Annotated in this window: 15 protein-coding genes; 12 read left to right on the plus strand and 3 right to left on the minus strand. The window is 53.5% G+C overall.

Annotated features, from left to right (window positions below):
- Positions 1 to 3: 3 nt before the first annotated feature.
- The 7 genes from GC56T3_RS05410 to GC56T3_RS05440 all read left to right on the plus strand — a co-directional run bounded on the left by GC56T3_RS05410 (position 4) and on the right by GC56T3_RS05440 (position 7,322).
- A complete protein-coding gene (locus GC56T3_RS05410; RefSeq protein ID WP_011231964.1) occupies positions 4 to 804 on the plus strand; it encodes a pyruvate, water dikinase regulatory protein in 801 nt (266 codons plus the stop codon).
- 532 nt (positions 805 to 1,336) lie between these two features.
- Entirely contained in the window at positions 1,337 to 3,133 is a 1,797-nt protein-coding gene (dnaG, locus tag GC56T3_RS05415) for a DNA primase (RefSeq protein ID WP_013144716.1), read from the plus strand.
- A 34-nt stretch (positions 3,134 to 3,167) separates the two neighbouring features.
- Positions 3,168 to 4,295, plus strand: a complete 1,128-nt coding sequence (rpoD, locus tag GC56T3_RS05420; protein ID WP_011231962.1) for an RNA polymerase sigma factor RpoD — start codon at positions 3,168 to 3,170, stop codon at positions 4,293 to 4,295.
- 73 nt (positions 4,296 to 4,368) lie between these two features.
- Positions 4,369 to 4,884 carry a hypothetical protein gene (locus GC56T3_RS05425; protein ID WP_013144717.1) on the plus strand — a complete coding sequence of 172 codons (516 nt, stop codon included), beginning with the start codon at positions 4,369 to 4,371 and terminating at the stop codon, positions 4,882 to 4,884.
- Between the two features lie 108 nt (positions 4,885 to 4,992).
- Entirely contained in the window at positions 4,993 to 5,355 is a 363-nt protein-coding gene (gene cccA, locus GC56T3_RS05430; protein WP_013144718.1) for a cytochrome c550, read from the plus strand.
- Positions 5,356 to 5,499: 144 nt separating this feature from the next.
- Entirely contained in the window at positions 5,500 to 6,204 is a 705-nt protein-coding gene (locus tag GC56T3_RS05435) for a tRNA (adenine(22)-N(1))-methyltransferase TrmK (protein ID WP_012820512.1), read from the plus strand.
- Positions 6,201 to 7,322, plus strand: a complete 1,122-nt coding sequence (locus GC56T3_RS05440) for a Nif3-like dinuclear metal center hexameric protein (RefSeq protein ID WP_011231958.1) — start codon at positions 6,201 to 6,203, stop codon at positions 7,320 to 7,322. The genes GC56T3_RS05435 and GC56T3_RS05440 overlap by 4 nt, the downstream gene beginning before the upstream one ends.
- Before the next feature lie 81 nt (positions 7,323 to 7,403).
- Here GC56T3_RS05440 and GC56T3_RS05445 read toward each other — a convergent pair whose 3' ends face one another.
- Both GC56T3_RS05445 and vrrA read right to left on the minus strand, forming a co-directional pair.
- On the minus strand, positions 7,404 to 8,354 hold the full coding sequence (locus GC56T3_RS05445) for a 4-hydroxy-3-methylbut-2-enyl diphosphate reductase (RefSeq protein WP_012820514.1): 951 nt from the start codon (positions 8,352 to 8,354) through the stop codon (positions 7,404 to 7,406).
- A gap of 121 nt (positions 8,355 to 8,475) precedes the next feature.
- Positions 8,476 to 9,006: a VrrA/YqfQ family protein gene (gene vrrA / locus GC56T3_RS05450; RefSeq protein ID WP_011231956.1), complete on the minus strand. Its 531-nt coding sequence runs from the start codon at positions 9,004 to 9,006 to the stop codon at positions 8,476 to 8,478.
- Between the two features lie 153 nt (positions 9,007 to 9,159).
- On the opposite strand from vrrA, the gene GC56T3_RS19580 reads away from it, so the two are divergent.
- From GC56T3_RS19580 to GC56T3_RS05460, 3 genes are all read left to right on the plus strand, one after another.
- A complete protein-coding gene (locus tag GC56T3_RS19580) occupies positions 9,160 to 9,330 on the plus strand; it encodes a hypothetical protein (RefSeq protein ID WP_193568254.1) in 171 nt (56 codons plus the stop codon).
- Positions 9,331 to 9,404: 74 nt separating this feature from the next.
- A complete protein-coding gene (locus GC56T3_RS05455; RefSeq protein WP_013144720.1) occupies positions 9,405 to 10,715 on the plus strand; it encodes a DEAD/DEAH box helicase in 1,311 nt (436 codons plus the stop codon).
- Between the two features lie 41 nt (positions 10,716 to 10,756).
- Positions 10,757 to 11,656 carry a deoxyribonuclease IV gene (locus GC56T3_RS05460; protein WP_013144721.1) on the plus strand — a complete coding sequence of 300 codons (900 nt, stop codon included), beginning with the start codon at positions 10,757 to 10,759 and terminating at the stop codon, positions 11,654 to 11,656.
- 20 nt (positions 11,657 to 11,676) lie between these two features.
- Here the strand turns inward: GC56T3_RS05460 and GC56T3_RS05465 are convergent, their stop codons facing one another.
- Complete coding sequence (locus tag GC56T3_RS05465; RefSeq protein WP_012820518.1) at positions 11,677 to 11,937, minus strand: DUF2624 domain-containing protein; 261 nt, start codon at positions 11,935 to 11,937, stop codon at positions 11,677 to 11,679.
- Between the two features lie 96 nt (positions 11,938 to 12,033).
- On the opposite strand from GC56T3_RS05465, the gene GC56T3_RS05470 reads away from it, so the two are divergent.
- Both GC56T3_RS05470 and GC56T3_RS05475 read left to right on the plus strand, forming a co-directional pair.
- Positions 12,034 to 12,915, plus strand: coding sequence for a YitT family protein (locus tag GC56T3_RS05470; RefSeq protein WP_013144722.1), 882 nt, complete (start codon positions 12,034 to 12,036; stop codon positions 12,913 to 12,915).
- Between the two features lie 82 nt (positions 12,916 to 12,997).
- Complete coding sequence (locus tag GC56T3_RS05475; protein WP_013144723.1) at positions 12,998 to 13,765, plus strand: metal ABC transporter ATP-binding protein; 768 nt, start codon at positions 12,998 to 13,000, stop codon at positions 13,763 to 13,765.
- Positions 13,766 to 13,778 lie beyond the last annotated feature (13 nt).

Below are 13,778 nucleotides of genomic sequence, written 5' to 3' on the forward strand. Positions count from 1 at the left end.
AGAATGAACCAGCGCCTTGTTTACGTCGTATCCGATTCCGGCGGAGAAACGGCCGAGCTTGTCGTCAAAGCGGCGGCCAGCCAGTTTCACGCCTCGCCGATTCAAGTGAAACGCGTCCCGTATGTGGAAGATAAAACGACATTGGCTGAAGTCGTCGCTTTAGCGAAAATGAACCGCGCCATTATCGCGTTTACGCTCGTCGTTCCGGAGATGCGGGAATTCTTGCTCGCCGAAGCGGCGCGCGAAGGGGTCGTCGCATACGATATCATCGGTCCGCTCATTGAAAAGATGAGCCATTTGTTCCAGCTGACGCCAAGATATGAGCCGGGTCAAGTGCGCGTACTTGACGAAGATTACTTCAAAAAGATTGAAGCGATCGAATTTGCCGTCAAATACGATGACGGGCGCGACCCGCGCGGCATTTTGCGCGCCGATATCGTGCTCATCGGCGTATCGCGCACATCGAAAACACCGCTGTCGCAATATTTGGCGCATAAGCGGCTGAAAGTGGCGAATGTGCCGATCGTTCCAGAGGTCGAGCCGCCGGAGCAGCTGTTTCGAGTCGGTCCGGGGAAATGCTTCGGTTTGAAAATCAGTCCGGATAAACTGCTTTCGATCCGCCGCGAGCGGCTGAAATCGCTCGGCCTGAACGATCAGGCGATTTACGCCAATATGGATCGAATCAAAGAGGAGCTCGCTTATTTTGATGAAGTCGTGAAAAAAATCGGCTGCGACGTCATCGATGTGACGAACAAGGCGGTCGAAGAGACGGCGAGCATCATTATGAAAAAGTTGAAGCGCTAGCTTCGCCTCATCCGCACGATTTCTTGATTGGAGTCGTGCGTTTTCTTATGGCATATTGCCGCCACTTATATTATAATAAAAAATTGCGAGAAAAATGACCTATATAGGTTTAGAGCGGCCATGAGACGAGTAAACTATTTATAGCCGCTTGTCAAGAAGAACGAAAAAAAGATTTTCGACAAAGTTGTCAATCATTCGGCAAAAAAGCAGGATTTTTTTGCGATGGTGTAGAATAATAGGGGGTGTAAAGCAACCCTTGCTTTGAGAGCGCGGTCATCTGCTGCATAAGATCGTCAAGAAAAAAGTGAAATTTTCTTTTTCTTGCTGAAATATAATATACCGAAGCGCATCTTCGAGATGCACCGCTCTGATGAATCTTTGTCCAGACGGCGGGCTGAGGGGCGGGAAGCGGATGATCAAGCCAGCCGACTTTACGGGCAAGGGGGCGAAACGAACGTTTTGAAAAAATTTGTCGAAATGGAAAGGAAAATCGGCTTGCTGCCGAGAATAAATACGATACGGGGTTGTTCGTATGGGACATCGCATTCCCGAGGAAACGATTGAAGCCATCCGCCGCGGCGTTGACATCGTTGACGTCATTGGCGAATACGTCCAGTTGAAAAAGCAAGGCCGCAACTATTTTGGCTTATGCCCGTTTCACGGAGAAAAGACGCCATCGTTTTCCGTTTCCCCAGAAAAGCAAATTTTCCACTGCTTCGGCTGCGGGGCAGGGGGGAATGCCTTTACGTTTTTAATGGATATCGAAGGCATTCCGTTTGTGGAAGCGGCGAAACGTCTTGCGGCCAAAGCAGGGATCGACTTGTCCGCCTATGAGCTGGACAGCCGCGGGAGTGATGGCAGCCGAGCCGACGAGGCGAAGGCGATGGTCGAAGCACACACGTTGTTGAAACGATTTTACCATCATTTGCTTGTCCATACAAAAGAAGGACAAGCCGCGCTCGATTATTTGCAGGTGCGCGGGTGGACAAAAGAAACGATCGACCGATTTGAAATCGGCTATGCGCCGGATGTTCCTGATGCCGCCGTCAAACTGCTGGAGAGCCGTTCGTTTCCGTTGGTGTTGATGGAAAAGGCGGGCTTGTTGGTGAAAAAAGAAGACGGGCGATACGTCGACCGCTTCCGGAATCGGATTATGTTTCCGATCCATGATCATCGCGGCGAGACGGTTGGTTTTTCCGGCCGTCTGCTCGGCGACGGGCAACCAAAGTACATGAACAGCCCAGAAACGCCGATTTTCCGCAAAGGCACGCTTTTGTATTTTTTTCACGAGGCGCGCGTGTCAATCCGCAAGCGTCAAGAGGCGCTGCTCGTTGAAGGGTTTGCCGATGTCATCTCTGCCGTGCAGGCCGGCGTTGACTATGTGGTGGCAACGATGGGAACGTCGTTGACCGAGGAGCAGGCACGCATTTTGCGCCGCCATGCTGAAACGGTCACGATTTGCTATGACGGCGACAGCGCCGGAACGGAAGCCGCCTGGCGCGCCGCCGAACAATTGAGCGCGTTCGGGTGCCGCGTGAAGGTAGCGTTGCTCCCGGACGGGCTGGATCCAGATGAATATATACGCACTTGCGGCGCCGACCGTTTTGCCGAAGAGATCGCCGCCGCCCGGCCGCTCATGGCGTTTAAAATGGATCGTTTGCGGCGGGGAAAAAATTTGCAGGAAGAAGGCGACCGGCTCCGTTATATCGAGGAAGCGCTCCGAGAAATCAGCAAGCTGTCGAGCCCGGTGGAAAAAGATTATTATATGCGCCAGCTTGCGGATGAGTTTTCGTTGTCGCTCTCCGCGCTTTACGAACAGTTGTCCCGCTCCAAGCCGGAACAGCCAAAGCCGCAGGTGAACGACGGCGGAAAACCGGCCCAGCCGGCATTGACGAAAAAATTGCTTCCGGCCTTTCAAAATGCCGAGCGGTTGCTGCTTGCCCATATGATGCGGAGCCGCGATGTGGCGTTCATCGTTCAGGAGAAGGTCGGCGGCCGATTTAATATCGAAGAGCATCGGGCGTTGGCTGCTTACATTTACGCCTTTTACGAAGAGGGGCATGAAGCCGACCCCAGCGCGCTCATGTCTCGGCTTCCCGGCGAGTTGCGGACGCTGGCGAGCGAGCTGTCGCTTTTGTTGGTCGCAGACGACGTTTCCGAGCGGGAGCTTGCCGATTGCATCCGGCATGTGTTGAATCACCCGAAATGGTTAATGCTAAAGGAAAAAGAGCAAGAAAAGACGGAAGCGGAGCGAAGAAAAGACTTTTTGACGGCCGCCCGCATCGCGAAAGAGATGATTGAGATGAAAAAAATGTTATCTTCTTCATAACATGGTGGTATGAGTTTTTAAAGGAGGTAATGAAATGGCTGAAAAACCAGCCCAATCAAAGCAGGCTGAAGCTGCCGGCGAATCGCTTGAACAAGTGAAAGAGCAACTCGCTGAGCTCGGCAAAAAGCGGGGGATCCTCACCTACGAGGAAATCGCTGAGCGGTTGTCTGGCTTTGATTTGGACTCCGACCAGATGGATGAGTATTATGAATACCTCGCTGAGCAGGGCATTGAAGTGATCAGCGAATCCGACCTTGAGGCCGATCCGGACATCGACGACTTGGCCAAAGAGGAAGAATTCGACTTAAATGACTTGTCCGTTCCTCCCGGCGTCAAAATCAATGACCCGGTGCGCATGTACTTGAAGGAGATCGGCCGCGTGCCGCTGTTGTCGGCGGAAGAAGAAATCGAGCTGGCGAAACGGATCGAGCAAGGCGATGAAGAAGCGAAACGCCGGCTGACGGAAGCGAACCTCCGCCTCGTCGTCAGCATCGCCAAACGGTATGTCGGCCGCGGCATGCTCTTTCTTGATTTGATTCAAGAAGGGAACATGGGGCTGATCAAGGCGGTCGAAAAGTTTGACTATCGGAAAGGCTACAAGTTCAGCACGTACGCGACGTGGTGGATCCGCCAAGCCATCACAAGGGCGATCGCCGATCAGGCGCGGACGATCCGCATCCCGGTTCATATGGTCGAAACGATCAATAAACTGATCCGCGTCCAACGGCAATTGCTTCAAGACCTCGGGCGCGAACCAACGCCGGAAGAAATCGCCGAGGAAATGGATTTGACACCGGAAAAAGTGCGGGAAATTTTGAAAATCGCCCAAGAACCGGTGTCGCTCGAGACGCCGATCGGCGAGGAAGATGACTCGCATCTTGGCGATTTCATCGAAGACCAAGACGCGACATCGCCATCCGAGCACGCTGCTTACGAGCTGTTGAAAGAGCAGCTCGAAGATGTGCTTGATACGCTGACGGATCGCGAGGAAAATGTGCTGCGTCTCCGCTTCGGGCTTGACGACGGACGGACGCGGACGCTCGAAGAAGTCGGCAAAGTGTTCGGCGTGACGCGCGAACGCATCCGTCAAATTGAAGCCAAAGCGTTGCGCAAGCTGCGCCATCCAAGCCGCAGCAAACGGCTGAAAGACTTTTTAGAGTGACCGTTTTGTTCGATAGTTTACTTCTTCGGAAGTAAACTATTTTTTCTTTCTTTATGGGAAAGGTGGTCTATCTATGAATCGGCAACGACGGGAAACGATCATCCAAGAAATCGAATATTGGAAACGTTCGCGCCTTCTGCCGGAACATTATTGCGACTATTTGCTCGCGTTGTACACGGAAGGAGACGCCCGTTCGCACGGACGACGGTGGCGCAGCTCGCTCGCCGCTGGTCTCTGTTTATTGCTTCCAGCCGCTGCTCTTGTCATTTATTTTACTGAATTGTCATTCGTTTTGCAAACGCTCCTTTTCGCCCTATTTTTGGCTGCCTGCTTGTTCTTTTGTTGGCGGTGGCGGAACAAGCGAGAGCTCCTTCACTTTCCGCTCATCGGAAGCGCCTGGATTTTGCTTGTGGCATCCATTCTTGAGGTTGATCGGTATTTTCCCAGGCAAACGGGTGCGCTAGTAGCTGTCGTGCTCGGAAACTGTGTTCTCTGGTTTGTTGTCGGCCGCCTGCTTCACCTTCGCTACTTTTCGCTCGCCGCTGTCAGCGGGGCGTTGCTTGTAACCGCCGCCATCTGGTGGCGCTGAGGCGTGTTGTTGCCATTTCGGCAACTTAGGGCTTTTCCTTGTCCATTATTTACAGTAAAATAAAATTGTTTGCAGCGTTCTTCATTATACATAAAGGAGGTAAAAGAGATGAACCGCAATCCGCTCATCCCGTTTTTCATCATCATGGCATTCGGGATTGTGCTGACGTTCGTCTTGTCGTTTAAAGGGCTAGGCGATGCGAAGGAAATGGCCAAAGAGAAAAAAGGCGGCGAAAAAACGGAACAAACGGCCGAATTCAACCCAGAACAGTTTTACCAACAAACGTGTTCTGGCTGTCACGGCCAAAACTATGAAGGCGGCGTCGGTCCATCGTTGAAAGGGGTCGGGCAACGGATGTCGATGGACCAAATTAAAGACGTCATCCAACACGGGCGCGGCAACATGCCACCAGGGCTTGTGCCGGCGGATAAAGCCGATGCCATGGCGAAATGGCTCGCCGGTTTAAAATAATGGATGGTGAACATCCCTTTGCTTTTTGGCAAGGGGATGTTTTGTTTAGTACAATAGAGGCGCGCGGTGTTGGAGAGGAAAGGAGGGGAAGGCGAACCGCCTTCGCGCTGCAGGTGGCGGAAGGTTGGTAGCCATTGCGGTGCTATGAACGAATTTCGCCTGTCGAAACGGCTGGAAACGGTCGCCTCATTCATTCCAAAAGGGGCGGTGCTTGCTGACATCGGATCGGATCATGCGTATTTGCCTTGCTATGCCTGCTTGCACGGCTACGCATCAAAAGCCATTGCCGGCGAGGTGGCGGACGGACCGTTCCGCCTAGCGCAGCAGCAAGTCGAGAAGTCCGGGCTTTCTCATCTCATTTCCGTGCGCAAAGGGGATGGGCTTTCGATCCTTGCCCCGGGGGAGGTGAACTGCATCACGATCGCCGGCATGGGTGGGGCGCTTATCGCCCGCATTTTGGGCGACGGAAAGGAAAAGCTTGCCGGTGTCAAACGGCTCATTTTGCAACCGAACATCGGTGCGGAACTTGTTCGCCGTTGGCTTCTTGATCATGGGTGGGAGCTCGTGGCTGAGCGCATTTTGAAAGAAGATGGGCAAATTTATGAAGTACTCGTCGCCGAGCCTGGCGCCCCCCGACGGCCGTATCGCCATCTCGAGGCGGAGCTGCTCCTTGGACCGTTTTTGCGCCGGGAAAACAGCGAGGTGTTCCGCGAAAAGTGGAAGCGCGAGATTGAAAATTGGAAACGGATCATCGCTGATTTGACGGCCAAAGGGCAAAGTGAAGCGGCTGAGCGGAAAAAGCGTGAACTGGAGAGAAAAGTTCAATTGGTGGAGGAGGCGTTGTTATGAGCCGCGTTCCGTACGGTTATGAAATCATTCAGCTTCTTGAGCAGCTTGCTCCGAAACAGTTGGCGATGGAAGGGGATCGGATCGGTCTGCAAATCGGGACGCTAAACAAGCCGGTCAAAAAAGTGATGATCGCTCTTGATGTGCTCGAAGATGTCGTTGTCGAAGCGATCGATCAGCAAGTGGATTTAATCATCGCCCACCACCCGCCGCTGTACCGCCCGCTGAAGCAATTGCTGACTGATGATGGGCACGGGCGGATGATCGCCGCGTGCATCAAGCATGACATTGCGGTGTACGCCGCCCATACGAATTTGGATGTGGCCGATGGCGGTCTGAACGATTGGCTTGCCGAGGCGCTCGGCTTAAACGATACGGCTGTGCTTGTGCCGACGTATACCGAACCGTTGAAAAAGCTCGTTGTTTATGTGCCGGTGACGCATGCTGAGGTGGTGCGGAAGGCCTTAGGCGATGCCGGCGCCGGGCATATCGGCCGCTACAGCCATTGCACGTTCAACAGCCGCGGCGTCGGCACGTTTTTGCCGCACGAAGGAGCGCGGCCGTTCATCGGCGAGCAAGGGCGGCTCGAGGAAGTTGAGGAAGTGCGCATCGAAACGATCGTGCCGGCCTCTCTTGAACGGGAAGCGATTCAGGCGATGCTGGCTGTTCATCCGTATGAGGAAGTGGCCTATGATATCTATCCGCTTGACAATGAAGGCCGCCGCTTCGGGCTCGGGCGCATTGGCCGGCTGCCGCAGCCGGTGACGCTTGGCGCTTTTGCCGAGCAGGTGAAAACGGCGTTTTCCGTTCCGGCGGTGCGCGTCGTTGGCCGGCTGGATGATCTCGTGCAAACGGTCGCGGTGCTTGGCGGGGATGGGAATAAGTTTGTCGCTGCCGCCGCATCGGCCGGGGCGGACGTATACGTGACAGGGGATGTGTATTACCACACCGCCCATGACGCCCAAGCGCTCGGCCTTCACATCATTGATCCGGGACATAATGTAGAAAAAATCATGAAAGAAGGCGTAGCCCGATACTTAATCACTGAGCTCTCGAAACGTCAATGGGAGGCGGAAGTGGTTGCTTCCAGCGTCCATACTGATCCGTTTCAGTTCGTATGAACGGCCAACGAAAAAGGCTGTCCTGGATGAGCGGTTCAACCGTTTGTCCAAGACAGCCTCTCTTTATGGATGAAACAACCGTCACTCTTCTTTCTTTGTTTTCACTTTCGGCAAGATTTTTTGCAGCGGCACTTTCCGTTCCCTCTTCCATGTCGATGGGTCGTTCGGGTCAAACTGCTCCAAAAAGTCGATCACTTCTTTCGTAATCGGCGTCGGGGTGGAAGCGCCGGCGGTGACAGCGACTTTTTTCGCATCTTTAATCCAGTTGATGTCGATTTCCGTCACATCAGCGACGCGATACGCCTTCGTGCCGGCGATCTCTTCCGATACTTGGGCGAGGCGGTTCGAGTTGTTGCTGCGCGGGTCGCCGACGACGATCGTCACATCGGCTTCCTTCGCCTGCTCAGCGACCGCTTCTTGTCGGAGCTGGGTGGCCAGGCAAATTTCTTTATGCATTTCCACGTGCGGGTATTTTTCTTTCACTTTCGCCATGATATCGGCGACGTCCCATTGGCTCATCGTCGTTTGGTTCGTCACCATGATGCGCTCATTGTGAATGGACAGCCGTTCGACATCATCGATGGTTTCCACAAGATGGATTCTTTCCGGATTGATGCCGACCGCTCCTTCCGGTTCCGGATGTCCTTTTTTGCCAATATAGATGATATCGTAGCCATCGGCGAGCTTTTGTTCGATGAGCCGATGCGTTTTTGTCACATCGGGGCATGTCGCATCAATCGTGACAAGTCCCTTTTCGAGCGCTCGTTTTTTCACTTCCGGTGAGACGCCGTGGGCGGTGAAAATGACGGTGCCATGGTCGATTTTTTCCAAAATTTCCAAACGATTTTCTCCATCGAGCGTGATGATGCCTTCTTCGGCAAACGCGTCCGTGACGTGCTTATTATGGACGATCATGCCGAGAATGTAAATAGGACGCGGCAAAGATGGGTCCAACGCCGCGTTGCGGGCGATGACCATTGCATCGACCACCCCGTAGCAATACCCGCGCGGGGTAATTTTAATCACTTCCATCATATTCCCTCCCTGCCGCCGGTTGTGCGGCGGTTGTTCACCTTCCATTATATCGGAGCACCGGGGAGAAGACAAAGAATAACCGCCCTAAACAGCGGGTGCGCTAGGGCGGGGAAAGAAACTAGATATACAGTTTCGGCTTGGACGGCTTCGGGGCGGCCGGTGCTTCTTTTTCTTGCGGCTCTTCGCGCTTTGCCTGCGGAACGGAGCGTTTTTTTGGCGCCTTGGCGGCCGGCTTTTGTTTCGTTTCGTTGGCCGGTGCGCTTTCCGACGTTGTTTCGCCTTCCCCTTCATCGGCCGGTTTCAACTCGCGGAAAATGCGGATCATCGCCGGAAGATTGCGGATGAGCGGTCCATACTGTTGCACCATCGGCATGACGTTTTGTGCGATGCCAAGCATTTTTTGCACGTTGTTTAACATGCCAACCAAGCCGCCGCCCGTGTTGGATGCGGCGGTGTTAGCGGCGTTGGACAGCAACGGCAGCCCCCAAGGAGACGATGCAGCAGCCGGCGGCTGCCCGCGCGAAAACAAGCGGGCCAAGAAGCCGCCGGGGCCGCTGGGGCCAAAAGGCGGCGCCGGCATACGGGCGAACGGGGATGGCGGCCTTCCGGCAAACGGAGAAGGCATCATCGGGGGCCGACTGTATCTCATAGCAGCTTCCTCCTTTCGGTCGTGCGGATGAACGAATGTCCTCCTTTCTACAATATGCGGGCAAGGCGGGAAAGGTTTGTTGCAGGATCGTCTTTAGTTGCGGCAGGGGGCAGCGATTCGCTATAATGGTGAAGCGGACGAAGCGGTGCCCATATGCCATTTGAAACGTTAACGTTTACGCTCTTTTATGGAGCCAGCCGGTATTTGATCGACTGTCGGGTGACCGAACCATACCGCTTCCAGACCGATGCATGGATTTGTGAAACGGTTGGTTGTTCCGTCTTCCGTCGCGTCAAAGCTTGCCGCCGACAGTCGGAAAAATAGACGGCACGCTTTTGGGCCAACGAGATGGGAAACCTTCCAGTTGCGTTTATTTAAATAGAAGGGAGTGGTGCTTTATGGCAGAAACGCAGTTTACTCGTTTTCCGTTTCAACCGTTTATCATCGAAGCGATCAAGACGCTTCGTTTTTATAAACCGACGGAAATTCAAGAGCGCATCATTCCGGGGGCGCTGCGCGGCGAAAGCATGGTCGGCCAATCGCAAACCGGAACGGGAAAAACACATGCGTACTTATTGCCGATCATTGAAAAAATCAAGCCGGAACGCGCCGAAGTGCAAGCCGTCATCACGGCGCCGACGCGCGAATTAGCGACGCAAATTTACCACGAAACGCTGAAAATCACGAAGTTTTGCCCGAAAGATCGGATGATCGTCGCCCGTTGCTTGATCGGCGGGACGGATAAGCAAAAAGCGCTCGAAAAGCTCAACGTGCAGCCGCATATTGTCATCGGCACGCCGGGGCGCATCAACGATTTTATCCGCGAACAGGCGCTTGATGTGCATACGGCCCACATCCTTGTCGTCGATGAAGCCGACTTGATGCTCGATATGGGCTTTATCACGGATGTCGACCAAATCGCCGCCCGGATGCCGAAAGACTTGCAAATGCTCGTCTTTTCAGCGACGATTCCGGAAAAGCTGAAGCCGTTTTTGAAAAAATATATGGAAAACCCGACCTTTGTCCACGTCAACCCGAAACAGACGGCGAACGAAAACATCGAACATGTGCTCATCCCGCTGCGCGGACGCGAGAAAACAAAACTTCTCCGTGATGTGCTCCTCAGCTACAACCCGTATTTGGCCATCGTATTTGTCAACACAAGGAAAATGGCTGACGAGGTCGCCGACCGTCTCGCTGAGCAAGGATTGAAAGTCGGCGTGCTGCACGGCGATTTGACGCCGCGCGAGCGGAGAAAGATGATGAATCTCATCCGCGATTTGGAGTTTCAATATGTCGTCGCGACCGATTTGGCGGCGCGCGGCATCGATATTGAAGGCGTCAGTCATGTCATCAACTACGAGTTGCCTGATGATCTGCAGTTTTATATTCACCGCGCCGGACGGACGGCGCGCGCTGGCTATAGCGGCATTGCGGCGACGATTTACGAGCCGTCTGACCAAGATGCGATTGCCCGATTGGAAAAAATGGGAATTTCGTTTGTCCACCGTGATCTCGTGCGCGGCGAATGGAAGGAGCTGCCGCCGTGGAACCGGCGGAGCAAGCGGGCGGGCGAAAAGGATGACGAACTGGCGCTGCTTTTCGCCAAACTGAAAAAAACGAAGCAGGTGAAGCCGGGCTACAAAAAAAAGCTGCGCGCGGAGCTGGAGAAGAAGAAAAAGCGGCTTGGCCGCTTCAAAAAATCATAATCGCCGTCCGCCTTTAACGCAAAGAAAAGGGAGAGAAGAACATGTTAAAAATCGGTTCACATGTTTCCATGAGCGGAAAGAAAATGCTGCTGGCCGCCAGCGAAGAAGCGGTCTCCTACGGAGCGAACACGTTTATGATTTACACTGGGGCGCCGCAAAACACAAAGCGCAAGTCGATTGAAGAGCTCAACATCGAAGCCGGGCGCCAGCATATGCAAGCGCACGGCATCGAAGAGATTGTCGTCCACGCCCCGTATATCATCAATATCGGCAATACGACCAATCTCGATACGTTTTCGCTGGGCGTCGACTTTTTGCGTGCGGAAATCGAGCGGACGGAAGCCATTGGAGCCAAACAGCTCGTGCTCCATCCAGGCGCTCACGTCGGCGCAGGGGTGGAAGCCGGACTTCGCCAAATTATTCGCGGCCTGAATGAAGTGTTGACGCGCGAACAGAACGTGCAAATCGCCCTAGAAACGATGGCCGGCAAAGGGTCGGAATGCGGGCGGACGTTTGAGGAGCTGGCGTACATTATCGACGGCGTCGTCTATAATGATAAGCTGTCCGTTTGCTTTGATACATGCCATACGCATGACGCCGGCTATGACATTGTTAACGATTTTGACGGCGTTCTTGAGGAGTTTGACCGGATCATTGGTCTTGAACGGTTGAAAGTGTTGCACATCAACGACAGCAAAAACCCGCGCGGCAGCCGGAAAGACCGCCATGAAAACATCGGTTTCGGCCATATCGGGTTTGCTGCGCTCAACTATATCGTCCATCACCCGCAGCTTGAGGATATTCCGAAAATTTTAGAAACCCCATACGTGGGCGAAGACAAACACAACAAAAAGCCGCCGTACAAGCACGAAATCGCCATGCTGCGGGCGCAGTCGTTCGATGACCAGTTGCTTGAAAAAATCAACGCTGGGGCGGAATGAGAAAAGGGCTATGCGCCCTTTTATTTTTTTTGCACGAATTTCAAAAACAGTTCGTTCGCCTTTCGAGCGATGTCCGGTGACGTGATTTTCGCTAACTCTCGCACCCATTTTTTCCGTTCCTCAGGGTCAAAGACGTTAATGTCGTTCGTTCGGGCGAGATGAAGAATTTGTTTCGCTTGGCTCGTCGTGATGGGCAAGCCGTACTCTCGGCTGTACGAAACGAGTTCTTCCGGAGTGATCGTTTTTAATTTTTGCTTGACAAGCTGTTGGTAAATGTTCATCGCAGCCGCCTCCTTGCTTCTGTTCCATCATATGACGTGAATGGAAAAGGCGTGTATGGTATAATGGAAAAAAACAAAAAGGGAAAGGGTGGTAGTTTGGCGCCAAAACAGCATAAAAAAGAACCGCTAGGCCATGTGTTGTATCGGGTGTTGATGATCGCCATCGGCGCCTCTTTGGCGGCGTTTGCCATCGAGCGGCTGCTCGTTCCAAACAAAATGATCGACGGCGGCATCATTGGCATATCGCTGATTCTGGACTACTTGACTCCGGACGAATGGCGGCTGCTCAATTTCGCCACGCTCGTCATCCTCTTAAACGCCCCGTTCATGTATTTCGGCTATAAGCAAATTGGGAAAACATTCATGCTGTCAACGATTTTAGGCGTCGTGATCCTCGGCGTCACCGAACGGCTGTTTCACCATCTTTCCCCGCTGACAACCGAGCCGATTTTGGCCACCGTTTTTGGCGGGTTGTCGCTCGGTCTTGGCGTCGGATTGGTCATCCGTCATGGCGGATCGCTCGATGGGACGGAAATTTTAGGAATTTTGATGACGAAAAGAATCCCGTTTTCGGTCGGCGAGTTTGTCATGTTTGTCAACGTTTTTATTTTTGGCTGGGCGGCGTTTGTGTTTGGCCTCGAGCCAGCCATGTATTCGGTGATGACGTACTACATCGCCTCAAAAACGATCGATGCGGTCATTGAAGGGCTTGACGAGACGCGGGCGGCCTTTATTGTGACCGATCATTATGAGGAAATTTCCGACGCCATTTTGCACCGGCTCGGCCGCGGGACGACGAAATTGCTCGGCAAAGGCGGATATACGGACGAGCAAAAGGAAATCATTTATGCAGTCGTCACGCGCTTGGAAGTGACAAAACTAAAATCGATCGTCAATGAAATCGACCCAGATGCGTTCATCACCATTATGCCGACGCATGAAGTGCGCGGCGCCCGCTTTAAATCAGCGATTCATTGAGGTTTACAAAACGCGGATGGTGGGGTATACTTGCATAGTGAAGCAAATCGGAATGATTCTGAATTAGCAAGGGAGAACCGCCATGGAAAATGGGCTTGTTGTGCAAATTGAGGATGTGTCGTTCCGCTATGAAAACGAGAACGTGCTTGAGCATGTTAGTTTAACGGTGCCGAAAGGGGCATTTTTAGGATTGGTCGGCCCGAACGGCTCGGGAAAATCGACGCTGCTCAAATGTGTGCTCGGCTTGTTAAAACCGAACAGCGGCCGCATTTTTTTGTTCGGCGAGCCGATTGAATCGTTTCGCGAATGGCATCGGATCGGTTTCGTGTCGCAAAAAGCGAACAGCTTCAACCGCAGCTTTCCGGCGACGGTTGAGGAAGTGGCGGCGAGTGGGTTGGCGGCCAAACGCGGCTTATTTCGGCCGCTGACAAACGAAGACCGCCGTGCGGTCGAAGCGGCGCTCGCGGCCGTTGGGTTGAGCGGCCTGGCAAAGCGCAATATCGCGGAGCTGTCCGGCGGCCAGCAACAACGGGTATTTATCGCCCGCGCACTGGCGAGCAAGCCGGATTTGCTCATTTTAGACGAGCCGACGGTCGGCGTGGATGCGCGCCATGTGCACGAATTTTACGAACTGCTCGGCGACTTGAACCGCCGCGGCTTGACGCTTATCTTAGTGACGCATGACATCGGGACGATCACGGACCGGGTGACCGATATCGCCTGTTTGAACAAGCGCCTCTATTTCCATGGAAAGGCGGAAGAGTTCGAACATCTTGGCAACGAGGCGATTTCGCAGTTTTATGGCCATCCGCTCCACGTCCTCTCTCACGAGCATGAACGGGCGGAATGAAACGGTGACGGTG

Source organism: Geobacillus sp. C56-T3 (assembly GCF_000092445.1).
Taxonomy (GTDB): Bacteria; Bacillota; Bacilli; order Bacillales; family Anoxybacillaceae; genus Geobacillus; species Geobacillus thermoleovorans.